Raw genomic sequence first — 17,452 nt, 5'->3', positions numbered from 1 at the left:
TTGGCGTAAATTGCGCCGACCATAGCAAGGATCGGGGGAGACGCAAGGCAGTCGGCGGCCGTTTTAGCGCGGGCTTTCGTCACGTCCGGCAGCGCTTTCCGCAGCCGTTGCCTCATGCTTTTTGCGGCCCTTCATACGCTCGCGGGTGCGCTGGATAATCTCGTGCAGATTGATGAAGATCGGCAGCGTAATGGCAGGCTCCACTGCCTCCAACGACATGCCGACGGAGGTGATGTGATCCTGGTCGTCGAGATCACGGACGATGAGGATGAGTGAGCCGAGACGGACGCGATCGGCATAGTCCGCCTTGCCGCCGAGGCGCTGTTTCATCAGTTCGGCGATCGTCAGACCCTTCTCGGATTCATTGAGAAGGCCTGGACCATAGGCAGCATCGAGATCGGCGGCGGGACGGGCCGGCGACAGCGCGAAGGCGCCGAAGAATTCCGCGTCGTCCTCATCAACAGGTGCGCGGCTGGCGAAGAGCCGGTCGAGCAGGCGCGAATAACTGGGTGCGATGAAAAGGTAGACGAGATCGTTTTCCCTGAGGCGCCCGGCATATTGATAACGCATCGACTTGCCGTCACGGATCACGAGCGAGGGTGCTGCCCAGCGCGGGATGCGCTCGCCGCGCAGAACCGGGCTGTCCTTGACGACGCGATAGGAAAGCAGCTCGTGATTGGCGGCGCCCGGCAGGTCGACCTCAACCTTGTCGACCGCGCCGATACGCGGCGGGATGATGAGGCCGAGGCGCTTGGCAACCGGTTTGATCGTCCAGCCCTGTACGAGTAGCGAGACGAGCACGATGATGAAGGCGGTGTTGAAATAGATCTGGCTATGCTGCAGCCCGCCGAGGATCGGCATGATGGCAAGCAGGATGGATACGGCGCCGCGCAGGCCGACCCAGGCGACAAAGCCGATTTCCTGCTGCGTATAATCGAAAGGCAGCAGAGACAGCCAGACGGCGAGCGGCCGGGCGACGAAGATCAGGAACAATGCCAGCAGGATCGCCGGCACGATGATGACAGGAAACTGTGAAGGCGTCGCCAGCAGGCCGAGCACGAGGAACATGATGATCTGGGCAAGCCAGGTCATGCCGTCCTGAAAGCGTCTGATGGTGCCGATCGCCTGCATCTTGCGGTTTCCGGCATAGATGCCGGCGACATAGACCGCAAGGAAGCCGCTACCGCCTACCGCACCGGTGAAGGAGAAGACGAGCAGAGCGAGTGCCAGCACGAAGATCGGTGTCAGGCCGCGATCCGTTTCCAGCCGGCCGGCGATCAGCACGATCATCATGCCGCCGAGCAGGCCGAGGATGACGCCAAGGCCCATCTGCTGGATGAACATGGCGAGCATGCCGATATTGATGCCGGCGTAACGTTCGCCGCTCGCGAGAACCTCGACCAGTGCGATGGTCAGGAAAATCGCCATCGGGTCGTTGGTGCCGGATTCAACTTCCAGCGTGGAACGCACCTTGTCTCTGATATTGATGCCGCCGATGCGCAACAGGAAGAAGACGGCGGCGGCATCGGTGGAGGCAACGATGGAGCCGAGCAGCATGCCTTCCAGCCAGGTGAAGTTGAGCAGCCAGCGGGCGGCGAAGGCGAAGAGTGCTGCGGTCAGAAGCACGCCGATCGAGGCCAGCGTCAGCGACGGCACCGCGGCGATGCGGAAGGCCTGCATCGGCGTGCCGAAGCCGGAATCGAAGAGGATGATCGCAAGGGCGATCGAGCCCAGAACATAGGCCAGATAGTTATTGCTGAATTCGATGCCGAGACCATCGACACCGGCGGCAAGCCCGATCATCAGGAACAGCAGAAGGAGGGGGGCGCCGAAGCGGAAGGCAAGGAGGCTCGAAAAGGCAGCAAGAAGCACAAGCGCTGTCGCAACGAGCACCACTATGTAAAACGCTTCCATGCCCTGCCCCTTTCGCCTCATCACGCCATCCCGAAGCCGCCCCCGGCCTGTCCCTTGCCCCTCCGCGCCCAGTGCGATCCTTTAGTAAACGGCAAAATACACCAGAAGGGTAGGCCTTGCGGCTTAACCTCTACTGCATTGCTGCATCATGCGGCTGGACAGCCCTTGGGGTGAGGACCAGTGAAGAATGCTACGGGAAAAAGTCTGTATAAAGAATGTAGAAGCAATTCAGGCGAGAGCAGGGCAGATAGGCGGAGCACTGCACTTTTTATTGATGCGGCCGTTAGAGGCCGTTTTTATCTTTGCTCACCTGATATTGCTTCTGAATTCGATCCACCGGCGTACCGTCGTTCAGCGGCACTTTCTCCAGTGTATTATAGGTGCGAAAGCCCATCTTCTCGTAATAGGCCAGCCCGCCGGTATTATCGGCGCGAATGGTTGCATTGATGACTTCGATATTGCGCTCTTCTGCGGCGGCAAGGGTTGCCGCGAAAAGTGCGGTGCCAACGCCCGGTATCTTCGGGTTCTGCCGGGTAAAGGTCGCGATATCGGCCCAGCCCTCCGGCGGGTTTCCGTAGAGGCTCAGGGATTGAAAACCGGCGAGACCAGAACTGGTCTCGGCGACATGGCACGTTAGAGGCCATTCGCCTGTTATGAACCAATCGGCCAGTTCCTCCGGCGAAAGAGGGGTCTCGATGGCGGTCGTACCGCCGATTGCTATAATCTCGTTGAGAATTTCCGAGAGTTCTCGGGCGTCGCCGGGATCAGCCTTTCGAATATTCAGATGCACCATGTCCTGTCCTTCCGACTTGATCCAGCGAGCATTGCCACGCAGTCTCTATAAACAAAACGGCCCGGTTTCCCGGGCCGTTTGTCAACACGTTTGCCGTTGCGGTCAGATGAGCTTGGCGAAGGCGACAGCCGTGTCGGACATGCGGCTGGAGAAGCCCCACTCGTTGTCGTACCAGGACAGGACGCGCACGAAGTTGCCTTCCATGACCTTCGTCTGATCGGTTGCGAAGATCGAGGAGTGGCTGTCGTGGTTGAAGTCGCGGGAAACGAGCGGCTCATCGGTGTAGCCGAGGATGCCCTTTAGCTTGCCATTTGCGGCAGCCTTGATCGCTTCGTTGATTTCGCCGACGGAGGTGGCCTTCTTGGCAACGAACTTGAAGTCGACGACCGAAACGTTCGGGGTCGGAACGCGAATCGAGGTGCCGTCGAGCTTGCCCTTGAGGTGCGGCAGCACGAGGCCAACGGCCTTTGCAGCGCCCGTTGAGGTCGGGATCATCGAGAGGGCAGCAGCGCGGGCGCGATACAGATCCTTGTGCATCGTGTCGAGCGTCGGCTGGTCGCCGGTGTAGGAATGGATGGTCGTCATGAAGCCGTGGTCGATGCCGACGGCGTCATCGAGAACCTTCACGACCGGCACGAGGCAGTTCGTGGTGCAGGAAGCGTTGGAGATGACCAGATGCTCCTTGGTGAGCTGGTCATGGTTGACGCCGAAGACGACCGTGAGGTCAGCACCATCGGCAGGAGCCGAAACGATGACGCGCTTGGCGCCAGCCGTCAGGTGAGCGGCAGCCTTGTCGCGGGCGGTGAAGATGCCCGTGCATTCCATCGCGATATCGACGCCCAATTCCCCATGGGGAAGGGTAGCCGGGTCCTTAATGGCGGTAACCTTGATCGGCTTGCCGTTGCCGACGGTGATCGTGTCGCCTTCGACCGTCACGGTCGCCGGGAAGCGGCCATGGATGGAGTCGTAACGGAGCAGGTGGGCGTTGGTCTCGACCGGGCCGAGGTCGTTGATGGCGACGACTTCGATATCGGTGCGGCCAGATTCGACGATGGCGCGAAGAACGTTGCGGCCGATACGTCCGAAACCGTTGATGGCAACCTTGACTGTCATGTGCATTCACTCCCTAGAGGTGGGGCTTGCTGATACTAGATGAGGAAGTGCCCGAAGGCACCCCCCGTTAATGCTTGGGCCGTTAAAGCTTGGCTTCCGCAGCGGCGACGACGGCGTCAGCCGTGATGCCGAAGTGCTCGAAAACCTTCTTGGCCGGACCGGATGCGCCGAAGCCCTTCATGCCGATGAACGAGCCTTCCGGACCGATAAAGGCATCCCAGCCCTCGCGAACGGCAGCTTCGACGGCGATCTTGACCGGCGAGTTGCCGATGACTTCCTTGCGGTAGGCATCCGGCTGCTCGAAGAAGAGTTCGGTGCAGGGAACGGATACGACGCGGGTGCTGATACCCTTGCCTTCCAGCGTTGCGCGGGCGGCAACGGCGAGTTCCACTTCGGACCCCGAAGCGAAGATCGTGACCTTGGCGTCGGCATTGCCGGCGAGCGTATAAGCGCCGAGTTCGCAGAGGTTCTTCTCATTATACTCGGTGCGGACCGTCGTCAGGTTCTGGCGGGTAAGGGCCAGACCGGACGGACGATTCTTCGTCTTCATGGCAATCTGCCAGCATTCAGCCGTTTCGACGGCATCAGCCGGACGGAAGACCATCAGGTTCGGAACGGCGCGCAGGCTGGCAATCTGTTCGACCGGCTGATGGGTCGGGCCGTCTTCGCCGACGCCGATCGAGTCATGCGTCAGCACGTGGATGACACGAATGCCCATGAGAGCGGCGAGGCGGATCGGCGGGCGGCAATAATCCGAGAAGATCATGAAGCCGCCGCCGTACGGAATAAGACCACCGTGCAACGAGATGCCGTTCATGGCAGATGCCATGCCGTGCTCGCGAATGCCCCAGTGCATGTAGCGTCCGGCAAAATCCGTCGGCGTGATCGAATGCATCTGGCTGGTCTTGGTATTGTTCGACGGAGTGAGGTCGGCAGAGCCGCCAAGCGTTTCCGGCACGAAGCCGTTGATGACTTCAAGCGCATCTTCGGATGCCTTGCGGGAGGCGATCGTCGGCTTGGTCTCGGCGAGCTTCTTCTTGTAGTCGTCGATGGCCTTGTCGAAGCCCTCCGGCAGGTCGCCGGCAAAACGACGGGTGAACTCGGCCTTAGACGGCGACTTGGAAAGCGTCTCTTCCCATGCCTTGACGATATTGTCGGAGCGGGTGCCGGCAGCGCGCCATGCGTCGAGGATGTCGGAGGGAACGACGAAGGGCTCGTAGTCCCAATTCAGCGCCTTGCGGGTGGCAGCGATTTCGTCGGCGCCGAGCGGGTTGCCGTGCACCTTGTGAGTGCCCTGCTTGTTCGGAGCGCCAAAGCCGATGACCGTCTTGCAGGCGATGAAGGTCGGGCGGTCGGACTTGTGAGCGGCTTCGATCGCGTCTGCGATGGCGGCCTGGTCGTGACCGTCGATCTCGATCGTGTTCCAGTGAACGGCCTTGAAGCGGGCAACCTGGTCGGTCGAGTCCGACAGCGATACGGCGCCGTCGATGGTGATCGAGTTGTTGTCCCAGAAGAGGATCAGCTTATTGAGCTTCAAGTGGCCGGCAAGCGCGATCGCCTCATGGCTGATGCCTTCCATCAGGCAGCCATCGCCATTGATGACGTAGGTGTAGTGGTCCTGCAGGTCCGGACCGAATTCCTCGCGCAGCTTGCGTTCGGCGATCGCCATGCCGACGGCATTGGCAATGCCCTGGCCGAGCGGGCCAGTGGTCGTTTCGATGCCGGTGGCATGGCCATATTCCGGATGGCCGGCGGTCTTGGAGCCGAGCTGGCGGAACTGCTTCAGGTCCTCGACCGACATGTCCGGATAGCCGGTCAAATAGAGCAGCGAGTAGAGCAGCATCGAGCCGTGGCCGGCAGAGAGAACAAAGCGGTCGCGGTTCGGCCAGTGCGGCTTCTGGGGATCGAAGCGGAGATATTTAGTGAAGAGGACCGTTGCCACATCCGCCATACCCATCGGCATGCCCGGGTGGCCGGAATTCGCCTTTTCGACGGCGTCCATGGAGAGGAAACGGATCGCATTCGCCATCCGGTCGTTTTGTTCGCGTGAGGTCATGGCTTTTCCGCTAGTTCCGGGTTTGAGGATGGCCTCGAGCCTGCCAAGACCATCAATGAGAGCGGTCGAGACATAGCAGTTGGAACGGCCAAGTCAACAAAATGGAAGCCGTTTGGCGGCCGGGTGCGACGATTTTTGACATTTGACCGTTATGTTTTACAAAAGACAAATCTTGTGTGGCAGGCTTGTGTAAATCGCTCATCCACAGAATAGGGCAGGGGGTAGCCGAGGGGCTTTATTGACGCGCTCCAACCTAGCTGCATATCCTCTTGAAAATACAGGGTCGGCGGCAGAGGCCGATTCGCGGGTCTTGTGCGGGGAACCGGAAAAGACATGACGCCTAACGGCAAAACCATCGAAGCTGCGCTTACGGAGCTGAAACAGGCAATCTCGGGCCTCGAGAACGCCGTCGACATGCGTATCGAGCGCCAGCGCGAGCAAGGCGAGATCGAGGGCGAGGTTCGCCGCGTGCATGCCGATCGCTCGCGTCTTGCCCAGGAGCTGGACCAGGCCGAATTCCGTGCGAACCGGCTGGAAGAGGTCAATCGCGAGGTTTCGCGCCGTCTGGTGACGGCGATGGAAACGATCCGCGCGGTTCTTGACCGCTAAGAGGACTTGAGAACATGGCGCAGGTAACGGTAACGATCGACGGCAAGGCCTATCGCATGGCCTGCGAAGAGGGGCAGGAAGATCATCTGACTGACCTCGCGGTTCGTTTCGACCGTTATGTCGGCCATCTCAAGGGGCAGTTCGGCGAAATCGGCGATCTCAGGATCACCGTCATGGCCGGAATCATGGTCATGGACGAGATCTCGGAGCTGACGCGACGTGTTGCCGGGCTGGAATCCGAGCTGGAGACGCTTCGCAGCAATCGGGACACGGTAATTGCCGCCACCGCCCGCACCGAAGAAGGTATTGCAGTGGCGCTTTCGGAAGTCACGAGCCGTATTCAAGGCATTACCGACAAGCTGAACGGCCGTACGCCTGCCGAGCTTAATTAATTTGGGAGAGCAGTGCTGACCCACTGGTGCGGTGCTGCAAATGTCCCTATATTCGCTCACGCGGTCTGTGCTTCTCGACAGGAACAATGAATCCTCGGGGCCATACCCGATCCTTAGGGAGCTGTCCCTGTCCGGGCTCGTGGGTCTGGACATACGGCGCCCACCTACTTTCGTAGGCGCCCAGGATCGATAGTTTCCACCGGTTGTGTGGATCGCGCTCTTCTCTTTTCGGCGGCTTCTTCGTGAGCCGCGCCGATATCTTCCGACAAGTCCAGTTTTAATCGCCTGGTGGCTCGCTCCAGCCGATGAGCTTCGCCCAGTCGTAGGCGCCTTCCACTATGGTATCGAAGACCGGATCCTTGATGTCGTAATAGGCATCGACATTGTCGGGGAAATAGCCTGCGAGGCGTTGCTTGATCAGCCCATAGGCGGCAGCGGCCGTCGGATGGGCGCGCAGGAAATCCCGGCAGAGAAGCGGATAACGCTGGTTGAAGCGGCCTTTTTCACGGATATGGATATTCGCAAGCCGGCCCGTACTTTTGAAGAACAGCTTTCGCAACTCGCCTTCCGCCAAATCGAGACCCGGCGGGCAGTGGTCGGTCGCGAACGCGCGACGCTTGAAACCTTCCCTCTCGAATGCGGCATCGTCGACCAGATCAAGAGCATCGACGCTCACCTGAATATCGATGATGCCCTTCGCCGGAAGGCCCGGCACAGCGGTAGAACCGATATGATGGATCGCTGCACCTGATGGTGCTGCGCGCAGGAGAGCCTGCTTCAGGCTTACGAAGTCGTCGATCCAGCTTTGTCGTGGCGGAAGAATTTCTATCGGCATGGAGCGCTCGCTATCGTTGCCCTGTGACAGTGCGATGACGGTGGTCTTCAGCTATAGTCGGCCTATCGGATGTTCTTAACTAGAAAATCAATGAAGGCGCGGATGCGTGCCGCGAGATGCTCGTGACCGGGATAGACGGCGTGGATGAGTTCGATATCCTCGGGGTTATAGGCTTCCAGCACAGGCACCAAAGCTCCAGCATCGATATCCGGCTGCACATGGAACTGACCGACGCGGGCGAGGCCGAGACCGGCGAGGCAAAGGCTGCGTGCAGTTGGCCCGTTATTGGTTTCGAGGTTGCCGAAGACTGGTCTTGAAAAGCGGTCGCCGTTGCTGGGATCGCGGAATTGCCATTCCTCTGAGGTCGAGCGGAAGCTGAAGGTCAGGCAATTGTGGCGGTCGAGATCGTCGGGGTTTTCCGGCATGCCTTCCCGTTTCAGATAGGCAGGTGAGGCGACGATGACGCGGCGGCTTTCGAGCAGCTTGCGCGCCTTCAGCGAGGAATCGCGTAAGGCGCCCGAGCGAATGGCGATGTCGGCGCGTTCGCCGACGATATCGATGATGCCATCGCTGAGTGCGAGGTCGAGATCGACCTCGGGATAGAGTTTGAGGAAATCGGGCACCAGCGGGACGATGTAGCGAACGCCAAAGGCGACGGAAGTGCTGACGCGCAGGCGGCCGCGCGCGACCGTCGTGCCGCCGGCTGAGACGGCGCGTTCCGTCTCCTCGATGTCGGAGAGGATGCGGCGGGAGCGTTCAAGATAGATTTCACCCTCCGGCGTCAGCTGCAGGGCGCGGGTGGTGCGCACGAGAAGACGTGTGCCGAGGCGATCTTCCAGCCGCGTGACGAGCTTGCTGACGGCAGAGGGCGAAAGCCTGAGCTTGCGGCCGGCCGCGGAGAAGCTCTGCAGTCCGGCCACCTGTACAAAGACATCCATCTCGCCGACGCGGTTATCCATCTGCTTCCGATCTTGAATTGAATTCACAACTGTTGAGCTATTATAGGCGATTATCGAACAGGTGCGCCACGCCCATATTCCGACCCGAACAAGAACCAAACCATCGGGTCACTCTCATGCCACTTGCTCTCTTTGCGTTGACGATCGCGGCCTATGCGATCGGGACCACGGAATTCGTCATCGTCGGCCTGCTGCCGACGGTTGCCAGCGACCTTCACATCACTCTGCCGCTTGCCGGCCTCATCGTCAGCGTCTATGCGCTGGGTGTCACCTTCGGCGCACCCATCCTGACCGCGCTCACCGGACGGATCGAGCGCAAGCCGCTCATGCTTGGGTTGATGGCGCTCTTTATTATCGGCCACATCATCGCGGCGCTCAGCCCCGGTTATGAAGTGCTGCTGATTGCCCGCGTCGTCTCGGCCTTCGCGCACGGGGTGTTCTTCTCCGTCGGTTCCACGATCGCTGCCGATCTGGTGCCGGAAAACCGCCGCGCATCGGCCATCGCTATGATGTTCATGGGCCTGACGGTTGCAATCGTCACAGGCGTTCCGCTCGGCACCTTTATCGGCCAGACTTTCGGCTGGCGCACCACCTTCGCTGCCGTTGCCGGCCTTGGTGTGATCGCTTTCGCAGGCATCGCCTTCCTGCTGCCCTCGAACCTCAAGAAGGCGCCGCCGGCCAGTATCGGCGAACAGATCCGCGTGCTTGCCACGGGCCGGCTGTTGCTCGTCTATGCGATGACGGCGCTGGGCTACGGCGGAACCTTCGTCGCCTTTACCTTCCTTGCGCCGATCCTCGAGCAGATCACCGGCTTTGCCTCCTCGGCCGTCGGCCTGATCCTGATGCTCTATGGCGTGGCGATTGCCGTCGGCAACGTCGTTGGCGGGCGAATCTCCAACCGCGATCCCGTCAAAGCACTGACCTTCCTGTTCATCGCCCAAGCGCTTGTGCTGGTTCTCTTCGGCTTTACGGCCGTCTCGCCCTGGTTGACCATTCCGACGCTTGCGATCCTTGGCTTCCTGTCCTTCGCCAATGTGCCCGGCCTGCAGCTCTATGTCGTGCAGCTTGCACGCCAGCTGCAGCCGAATGCCGTCGATGTCGCCTCAGCGCTCAATATCGCCGCCTTTAATCTCGGCATTGCCATGGGCGCCTGGATCGGCGGCCTGGTGGTCGAGTCTCGTTTCGGACTGGGCGCCACGCCCTTCGTTGCGGCAGGCCTCGTCGTCGTTGCCCTTGGCCTTACCATCCGCAGCGGCGCCCTCGACCGCCGCTCCGGCCCGGCTGCAGCCGTTGCCTGCAGCGCGGCCTGATCTCTCCTCACTCGAAAGGAAACAGCATGAAATTCGTCAGCGCCAACGGCGCCTCCATTCCCGCCCTCGGCTTTGGCACGTTCCGCGTGCCGGGCCCGGATGCCGAACGCATGGTCTCGCACGTGCTCGCCAACGGTTATCGCCATATCGATACCGCGCAGATCTACGGCAACGAGGCCGAGGTTGGCGAGGGTATCCGCCGCTCCGGCGTCGCCCGTGGCGATATCTTCCTGACCACCAAGGTCTGGGTCGAGAACTACAAGCGTGCTGCCTTGATCGCTTCGGTCGACGAAAGCCTGAAGAAGCTGAAGACAGATTATGTGGACCTGCTGCTGCTTCACTGGCCAAACGAGGCCGTGCCGCTTGCCGAGCAGATCGGCGCGCTGAATGAAGTCGCGAAGGCAGGCAAGGTGCGCCATATCGGCGTGTCGAACTTCAACACGGATCTGATGCGCCAGGCCGTAGCGCTTAGCAGCCTGCCGATCGTGACGAACCAGGTGGAGTATCATCCCTATATCGATCAAACGCCGGTGCTGCGCGCTGCAAAGCAGCTCGATATATCCGTGACGGCCTACTACGCCATGGCTGACGGCAAGGTGCTTGAGGATGCGGTGTTGAAGGCGATTGCCGCGAAACATGGCAAGTCGATTGCCCAGATCGTGCTCCGCTGGATCATTCAGCAGGATCTGATCGCACTTTCAAAGACCGTCTCGGAACAACGCGCTGAGGAGAATGCAGCGATCTTCGATTTCGAACTCTCTTCCGAGGATGTGGCGGCGATCCATGGGTTGGCGAAACCCGATGGCCGTATCGTCAGCCCGGAAGGGTTGGCGCCGGCCTGGGACAAGGCAGCTTGAGAACGGGCGCTTCGGCGCCCGTTTCCCTATTTGCAATAGCTCAGGCAAGTTCGGCGATATCTGCGACGATCACCGGGTCGCCCCGCCGCAGACGGCCGGCCTCGCGGTCCGTATCAGCGGCGCTGGAGCGGGTAAGGCCCATCCTCGAAAATCTGGTCGTGATAGCCCTTTGCGCCGACGACCAGAGCGAGCGGACTTCTCCATTCCCTGCCGTCGCGCAGGCAATCGAGCACGTGCCGAAAATCATACTTCGGGTGCCAGCCGAGTTCCTGCCGGGCCAGCGCATTGACATAGACACGGTCGAAGTGCGGAAACATCGTCCAGCCGCGCTCCGCGTAAAGCGCGGCCATGCCGGGGAAAAGGCGCTCCACGGTCGCGAGCGCATCACGGCGCAGGTCGGCGAGATCGGCTTCGGTGAAGGGTGCCGTTGCCGAGATGATGTACCGGCCGTAGCCAATAGACGGCGCTCTTTCCAGTGCCAGCAGATGGGCGTCGACCACATCCTCGATATCGACGCGCCGATAAAGCAACTCGTTGGCCTGGGCATTTTCGGCGGAATAGTGGTTGCGGCTATCAAGGTCGTCGTCATTTTCCGGGAAGAATCGCGAAGTCCTTAGAATGACGACAGGCAGCGACATGTTGCGCGCGAAGAGTTCGCAGATGCCTTCGGCGGCGATCTTCGTCACGCCGTAGATGTTGCGGGCAACGGGCAGAACATCCTCGGTGACCCAGGCGGCCGGTTCGTCTGCGGCTGGGCGCAGGGCTGCTCCGAAAGCGCTGGTGGTGCTGGTGAAGACGAAGCTTGTTACGCCAACGACGACTGCCTGTTCGAGCAGGTCCATCGTGCCCGTGACGTTGGTATGGATGAAATCCTTGTTGGTGTGCGTTCCGACATGCGGCTTGTGCAGCGTGGCGGCGTGGATAACGGCGGTGATGCCTGTCATCGCGCGGCGGATGAAATCGGGATCGGTGATCGATCCGGTCATATCGGTAAAAGGCGAGGGTTTGATATCGATGCCGCGCACCCGACGGCCTTGATCCCTCAACGTCCGCATCAGCGCTTCGCCCAGATGGCCGGCGCTTCCCGTCACCAGTATCGTCATTCTGCGTCTCCAGACAGTTGGCGACGGACGCTAACAAAGGCCGCTTCGGCGGGGCAACGCATAATTTATGCAGCAGGATACAGGAATTCTGCAGGCTCAGCCGACTGTCGTAACCAGCCTTGCGGCGCTGCCATCGGCCAGGAAGATGCGCTCCCAGAGCACACGCCCGGCGGCAATAGGCAGGTGCGGATTTCCGTTAGCGCCTGTCTCCAGTGTCAGCGAATTTATTTGGCCCTCATGCCAGCCGAGGCCGACGAGTTCGCCCTCCGTCTTTACGATCTCCTGCGACGCATAGGAGAACAGAGGCCTGTCCAGAAAATCGGAGAGCGGCAGGCGCCATTCGCTCTGCCGTGCACTGGAAGCGGCAAGAAGCCTGTGGGTGCGGTCGCAGATGAGATGAACCTTGCTTAGGGAATGTTCGACCAGCCGTTTCAATGCGGCATCGGCGGAGGATAACGGGGAAGCAAAGATGCTTTCCAGCCGCATTGCCTGAGCGACGGTGACTGGCAGGATGCCGCGCTCCCAGCGGGAGACGGTCGCCTGGTTGACGGCGAGCAATTCCGCCAGATGCTCCTGCTTCATATTGCGCAGCTGGCGCATGCGACGGATGGCAGCTCCCGATATTGGCATGGTTCCTCCCTCGCCTTTCATCATAGAACCGCGACGATTGCTTCCGCAAGCTAGTAGGAAGGACTGTCGAGGTCGCTCTTCAGCCGGTCGAGAATGGACAATGCGTGGCCGGCGTAGGCGCTGATCCAGCGGTCGTGAATCTGCTTGATCGGCAGGCTGTTCAGATGGTTCCAGCGCTCCCGGCCTTCTTTCCTGGCGATCACCAGATCGGCTTCCTCCAGCACCTTCAAATGCTGCATGACAGTGCAGCGATCCATTTCCGGGAATGCTTCGCAGAGCGCGCCGGTCGTGCGCGGCCCATCCTTCAGAAGATCGAGAATATCGCGGCGGCGGCGATGCGCCAGCGCCTTGAAAATGGGGTCGTGATCCGATTCGCTTGACATGTTATGTTTTTATAACATAATTGAGATGGATACAACGGAGAAGAGGAGGAAGTCGCATGTCCCTCAATATTCGCGTCTCGGGCCGCATCGGCCGCCCGGTGGCTGATGTCTTCGATGCGGTCGTCAATCCGAAGAAACTGTCGGGCTATTTCACCACAGTGGGCGGTGCCAGCGCGCCGCTGGTGCAGGGTACGACGGTGACCTGGTGGAAAGATGTGCCGGTCGAGGTGGTCGAGCTCGTGCCTGACAGCAAGATCGTACTGCGCTGGGATGGCGCAACGGACGAGGAGAAGAAGCCTTACAAAACCCTCGTAGAGATGAATTTCAAACCGCTTGATGACGGTGGCACCATGGTGACCATCGCCGAGGATGGCTGGCATGAGGATGAGCCGGGGCGCCGCGGAACCTACCAGAATCTCGAAGGCTGGACGCAGATGTTCTGCTGCATGAAAGCCTTCGTCGAATACGGCATCAATCTGCGCGAAGGCATGTTCCTCAGCGAGATGCGGGGTGAGCAGGCCAAAGCGCAGGAAGGTTGAGGGGAAGCGTCATGAACGACCTGATCTATGGCGGCGTTGATGTCGCGATGAAGGTTCCGCCGCATCAGTATGAAGCCACCGTTTCCTTCTATCGCGACATTGTGAAGCTGAAAGAAATCGAAGGGGACGATATCTCCTTCGAGCTTGGGCCGATCCGGCTTTGGATCGACCGTGTCGAGACCATGAGCCAGGCTGAGCTCTGGCTGGAATTCATGACGCCGGATTTCGACCGTGCCGCGGAGTACCTGGAGAAGGCCGGTGTTTCGCGCTGCGATCCCATCGAGCCACTGCCACCCAATCTTCGCGGGGGCTGGATACTCAACCCAACTGGCATCGTACATCTGGTACGGGAGACAAGCCGCAATTAGCGGCGAGCTGAACCGGTGCGGAGCAGCCAGAAGATCATATAGCCGCCGATGAGGCGGCTATATGTCTGTTGGAGGGTTGGAATTACGCTCTAAAGACGGCAGATTGCTGAGTGCGGAAGGCATAGCCCTGCGCAAGGTGCAATAGACGCACTCGCTTTCGTGACAGAGACTTCGCTTGCCTGTCACGATGCGGGTGTTAGTTTCCGGAATCATATCGATTAAATCCCAGGAGATTTCAGATGCAGCTTGGCATGGTAGGTTTGGGCCGTATGGGCAATTACATGGTCCAGCGCTTGATGCGGGGCGGCCACGAATGCGTGGTCTATGACGCCAAGCCGGAAAGCGTCGCCGAGCTCGTTGGTCTCGGCGCCGACGGTAGTAGCTCGCTCGAAGAATTCGTCTCGAAGCTCGCGCGTCCGCGCGCCGTCTGGCTGATGCTGCCGGCTGCGATCACCGACAAGGTCATCGCCTCGATCGTTCCACTGCTGCATGACGGCGATATCCTCATCGACGGCGGCAACTCCTATTATCATGATGACATCCGCCGTGGCGCGGAACTCATCACCAAGGGCATCCACTATGTCGACGTCGGCACCAGCGGCGGCGTCTTCGGCCTTGAACGCGGCTATTGCCTAATGATCGGCGGCGAGAAGGGTATCGTGCAGCATCTGTCGCCGATCTTCGCAACGCTGGCGCCGGGCAACGGCACCGCGGAAGCCTCGCCGAACCGCACGCCGGAAGCTGCAGCTCTCAGCACCGCCGAGCAAGGTTTCCTGCATTGCGGCCCGCATGGTGCCGGCCACTTCGTGAAGATGGTTCATAACGGCATCGAATATGGTCTGATGGCCGCCTATGCCGAAGGCCTCAATATCCTGAAGCACGCCAATGTCGGCGCCCTGACGCATGAGGCCGATGCCGAGACGGCGCCGCTCTCCCATCCGGAATACTACCAGTACGATTTCAACCTGCCGGAAATTTCCGAAGTCTGGCGCCGAGGAAGCGTCATCACCTCCTGGCTGCTCGACCTGACGGCCGATGCTCTGCACAAGGACCCGGCCCTTAACCAATATGCAGGTCGTGTTTCGGACTCCGGCGAAGGCCGCTGGACGATCATGGCTGCCATCGACGAAAGCGTGCCGACCCCGGTGCTCAGCGCCGCATTGCACGGTCGTTTCTCCTCGCGCGACCAGGACGAGTTCGCCAACAAGGTGCTTTCTGCCATGCGTGCCGGCTTCGGCGGCCATGCCGAGAAGCCGCACAAGTAATCTAAGCGCATTGTTTTATGTCAGCCGCCGGTCCGCGAGGTTCGGCGGCTTTCTTTTGGTCGTCACTGCGGCCTAGACCGTTTGTTCGTCTGGCTTTTCGGCTGCAGCACTTGCATAAATGCCTGACGTGTAAAACCGGAGGCGGGCATGGGGCGAATTTCTGCGATCGGCATCTGCGGCATCATGCTGTGGCTTTCTCTTTTCAGCGCTGTTTCCGCACAGACGACGCCGGCAGCTTCCACCGACGTTGCGCCACCGCCTGCCCAGGTGCGGCAGATGATGGAGCTGATGCAGACGCCGGAGGTCAAGCAATGGATGGCGACGCAGATGGCGGCGCCGGCAGCTTCTGACGGCAATGATCAGGAAATGTCGATATTGTCCGACCGCCTTCAGCACGCCCGCCGACACATCGCCATGGTGTCTGGTGCGGCCATGACGCTGCCATCCGAAATCGCGCGGGCTTCATCGCTTTTTCTTGGCGAATTGAGAGCGGCCGGTCCACTTCGCATGGCGGCGCAATTCCTCGCCATCCTCGTCACCGGATTCATCGTCGAAATCTTGGTGCGGAGGGCCGTGCGTGAAAGGCGGGAGCGAGCAGCGCAGATGACCGGCACGCGGCTGGCCGCGCGCGTTATTCCCGCCATCGTCTTCGGCCTCGCAACGGGGCTTGCGTTGGTCAGCTTCAACTGGCCGCCGGTCAGCCAGAATATCGCGATCGCCATCGCCATCGCTGTCGTCGTGCAGCGTTTCGCCGTTTCCATCGGTGGTGTCATCGTCGATCTCGTCACCCTGCCGCGTGGCGAGGGCGAGACCGTTGCGGTTGACCCGGCCGTCGCGCAATTCTGGTTTCGGCGCTGCACGCTATTCGTCATCTATTTCGTTTTCGGCTGGGTCGTTCTCCAAGCGATGGAGCCGCTGGGCTATTCGATGGCCACGCGATATCTGGTCGGCTATGTGCTGGGCATCGGTCTTTTCCTGATCGCGACCGAAGCAGTCTGGTCACGACCGGGAAATGAAACGCGGCGCAGCCATGCCGTCACCTGGCTGCTGACCCTTTATTTCGTACTGCTCTGGGGCATCTGGGTCTTGAGCTTCGATTGGCTCCTCTGGGTCTTGATCTATCTCCTGCTGCTGCCGCGAGTGCTTGCCGTATCGACGCTCGCCGTCAAATCCTTCCACCATGCCGAAGCGGGCTTCCTTGCCCAGCGGCGTATTGCGACCGTGTTGCTTGATCGCGGTGTGCGGGCTCTGATCATCGCCTTTGCGGCGATCTGGCTTGGGCGCATGCTCGGCGTCGAAACTGCTATGATGATGACGTCGAACGAAACGATGATCGACCGGGTGGTGCGCGGCATCATCGGCGGCATTGTCATCCTGCTTGCGGCGGACCTGCTCTGGCATCTCGTCAAGGCCTATATCGACGGCAAGCTACTGGATTCTCCCGTCGATGGCCCAATCGGCGACGAGGAGAAAGTCAAGCGCGCTCGTCTGCAGACGTTACTGCCGATCTTCCGCAACATCATCGCGGTCGTTATCGCCCTGATCGCGGCCCTTATGGTGCTCTCGGGCGTCGGTATCGAAATCGGACCGCTGATTGCCGGCGCCGGTGTCGTCGGCGTTGCGGTTGGCTTCGGCGCGCAGACCATCGTCAAGGATGTTATCAGCGGCATGTTCTATTTGTGGGACGATGCCTTCCGCGTCGGCGAATATATCGAAAGCGGCAGCCACAAGGGCGTCGTCGAAGCCTTCAGCCTGCGTTCCGTTAAACTCCGCCATCACCGCGGGCCGCTGACGACGGTGCCTTTCGGGGAGCTTGGGGCCGTCAAGAACCTCAACCGCGATTGGACGATCGACAAGATAAGCCTGAACGTGACCTACGACACCGACCTCGTGAAAACGAAGAAGATCATCAAGCAGATCGGCCAGCAGCTTCTCGAAAACCCCGAGTGGGGTCCGAATATTATCGAAACGCTGAAGATGAAGGGTGTGGAGCAGTTCGGCGAATTCGCAATCGAGCTCAGACTTTCTATGATGACCAAACCGGGCGAGCAGTTCGTCATCCGCCGCAATGCGCTGGCGATGATCCGCAATGCCTTCAAGGAGAACGGCATCGAATTCGCTGTTCCGACCGTGCAGGTTTCGGGCGAGCGCGAGGTTGAGGCGAACGTTGCCGCAGCGCGTTATGCGGCTCAGGCCCGTGCCGGGGGTGAACCGGCGGCCTGATCTTCAAACGCAAGACAAAGCTTACGAAACTGCAATGCGATCAAGCCTGTGCACTGCGCAAATTTGCCCCAATTGAGGATGAAGGAGGCGGCAAGTGCGCGGG

Annotated in this window: 17 protein-coding genes and 1 other RNA gene; 9 read left to right on the top strand and 9 right to left on the bottom strand. The window is 60.3% G+C overall.

What is annotated here, in order from left to right; genetic code table 11:
* Window positions 1–63: 63 nt before the first annotated feature.
* The 4 genes from J2X71_RS17950 to tkt form a co-directional block, all read right to left on the bottom strand.
* Complete coding sequence (locus tag J2X71_RS17950; protein WP_310383496.1) at window positions 64–1,914, bottom strand: potassium/proton antiporter; 1,851 nt, start codon at window positions 1,912–1,914, stop codon at window positions 64–66.
* 283 nt (window positions 1,915–2,197) lie between these two features.
* The gene (locus J2X71_RS17945) at window positions 2,198–2,698 is read right to left on the bottom strand and encodes a GNAT family N-acetyltransferase (RefSeq protein WP_310383981.1); all 501 of its coding nucleotides are present in this window, start codon (window positions 2,696–2,698) and stop codon (window positions 2,198–2,200) included.
* 111 nt (window positions 2,699–2,809) lie between these two features.
* On the bottom strand, window positions 2,810–3,820 hold the full coding sequence (gene gap / locus J2X71_RS17940) for a type I glyceraldehyde-3-phosphate dehydrogenase (RefSeq protein ID WP_113320869.1): 1,011 nt from the start codon (window positions 3,818–3,820) through the stop codon (window positions 2,810–2,812).
* Between the two features lie 82 nt (window positions 3,821–3,902).
* Window positions 3,903–5,876 (bottom strand): transketolase, encoded by a 1,974-nt coding sequence (tkt, locus tag J2X71_RS17935; protein WP_113320868.1) that lies wholly within the window; start codon window positions 5,874–5,876, stop codon window positions 3,903–3,905.
* Between the two features lie 333 nt (window positions 5,877–6,209).
* Here tkt and J2X71_RS17930 point away from each other — a divergent pair, with 333 nt between their 5' ends.
* The 3 genes from J2X71_RS17930 (at window position 6,210) to ssrS (ending at window position 7,095) form a co-directional block, all read left to right on the top strand.
* Window positions 6,210–6,485, top strand: coding sequence for a DUF4164 domain-containing protein (locus J2X71_RS17930; protein ID WP_007826550.1), 276 nt, complete (start codon window positions 6,210–6,212; stop codon window positions 6,483–6,485).
* 14 nt (window positions 6,486–6,499) lie between these two features.
* On the top strand, window positions 6,500–6,877 hold the full coding sequence (locus J2X71_RS17925) for a cell division protein ZapA (protein ID WP_112968838.1): 378 nt from the start codon (window positions 6,500–6,502) through the stop codon (window positions 6,875–6,877).
* 59 nt (window positions 6,878–6,936) lie between these two features.
* Window positions 6,937–7,095: non-coding RNA, 6S RNA (gene ssrS, locus J2X71_RS17920), on the top strand.
* A gap of 59 nt (window positions 7,096–7,154) precedes the next feature.
* On the opposite strand, the gene J2X71_RS17915 is transcribed toward ssrS, so the two are convergent.
* Both J2X71_RS17915 and J2X71_RS17910 read right to left on the bottom strand, forming a co-directional pair.
* Window positions 7,155–7,712, bottom strand: coding sequence for a GrpB family protein (locus J2X71_RS17915; protein WP_310383491.1), 558 nt, complete (start codon window positions 7,710–7,712; stop codon window positions 7,155–7,157).
* Between the two features lie 62 nt (window positions 7,713–7,774).
* Window positions 7,775–8,671 (bottom strand): LysR family transcriptional regulator, encoded by an 897-nt coding sequence (locus tag J2X71_RS17910; protein WP_310383490.1) that lies wholly within the window; start codon window positions 8,669–8,671, stop codon window positions 7,775–7,777.
* 116 nt (window positions 8,672–8,787) lie between these two features.
* On the opposite strand from J2X71_RS17910, the gene J2X71_RS17905 reads away from it, so the two are divergent.
* Together J2X71_RS17905 and J2X71_RS17900 are read left to right on the top strand one after the other, a co-directional pair.
* Window positions 8,788–9,981, top strand: a complete 1,194-nt coding sequence (locus tag J2X71_RS17905; RefSeq protein ID WP_310383488.1) for an MFS transporter — start codon at window positions 8,788–8,790, stop codon at window positions 9,979–9,981.
* A 26-nt stretch (window positions 9,982–10,007) separates the two neighbouring features.
* Window positions 10,008–10,838 (top strand): aldo/keto reductase, encoded by an 831-nt coding sequence (locus J2X71_RS17900; RefSeq protein WP_310383486.1) that lies wholly within the window; start codon window positions 10,008–10,010, stop codon window positions 10,836–10,838.
* Window positions 10,839–10,951: 113 nt separating this feature from the next.
* Here J2X71_RS17900 and J2X71_RS17895 read toward each other — a convergent pair whose 3' ends face one another.
* The 3 genes from J2X71_RS17895 to J2X71_RS17885 form a co-directional block, all read right to left on the bottom strand.
* Entirely contained in the window at window positions 10,952–11,941 is a 990-nt protein-coding gene (locus J2X71_RS17895) for an NAD(P)-dependent oxidoreductase (protein WP_310383484.1), read from the bottom strand.
* Window positions 11,942–12,037: 96 nt separating this feature from the next.
* Window positions 12,038–12,571, bottom strand: coding sequence for a helix-turn-helix transcriptional regulator (locus J2X71_RS17890; protein WP_310383483.1), 534 nt, complete (start codon window positions 12,569–12,571; stop codon window positions 12,038–12,040).
* 50 nt (window positions 12,572–12,621) lie between these two features.
* Complete coding sequence (locus J2X71_RS17885) at window positions 12,622–12,954, bottom strand: metalloregulator ArsR/SmtB family transcription factor (protein WP_310383481.1); 333 nt, start codon at window positions 12,952–12,954, stop codon at window positions 12,622–12,624.
* Window positions 12,955–13,010: 56 nt separating this feature from the next.
* Here J2X71_RS17885 and J2X71_RS17880 point away from each other — a divergent pair, with 56 nt between their 5' ends.
* The 4 genes from J2X71_RS17880 (at window position 13,011) to J2X71_RS17865 (ending at window position 17,349) form a co-directional block, all read left to right on the top strand.
* On the top strand, window positions 13,011–13,493 hold the full coding sequence (locus tag J2X71_RS17880) for an SRPBCC domain-containing protein (RefSeq protein WP_310383479.1): 483 nt from the start codon (window positions 13,011–13,013) through the stop codon (window positions 13,491–13,493).
* Window positions 13,494–13,504: 11 nt separating this feature from the next.
* On the top strand, window positions 13,505–13,861 hold the full coding sequence (locus J2X71_RS17875; RefSeq protein ID WP_310383477.1) for a hypothetical protein: 357 nt from the start codon (window positions 13,505–13,507) through the stop codon (window positions 13,859–13,861).
* 239 nt (window positions 13,862–14,100) lie between these two features.
* Window positions 14,101–15,126: a phosphogluconate dehydrogenase (NAD(+)-dependent, decarboxylating) gene (gnd, locus tag J2X71_RS17870; protein WP_310383475.1), complete on the top strand. Its 1,026-nt coding sequence runs from the start codon at window positions 14,101–14,103 to the stop codon at window positions 15,124–15,126.
* Window positions 15,127–15,273: 147 nt separating this feature from the next.
* Window positions 15,274–17,349 (top strand): mechanosensitive ion channel family protein, encoded by a 2,076-nt coding sequence (locus tag J2X71_RS17865; RefSeq protein WP_310383473.1) that lies wholly within the window; start codon window positions 15,274–15,276, stop codon window positions 17,347–17,349.
* Window positions 17,350–17,452 lie beyond the last annotated feature (103 nt).

Origin of the sequence: Rhizobium sp. 1399 (genome assembly GCF_031455475.1) — a bacterium.
In the GTDB taxonomy this organism is placed as follows: domain Bacteria; phylum Pseudomonadota; class Alphaproteobacteria; order Rhizobiales; family Rhizobiaceae; genus Rhizobium.
Note: the sequence above shows the minus strand (reverse complement) of the source record. Positions and strands in the feature narration are given on the sequence as shown.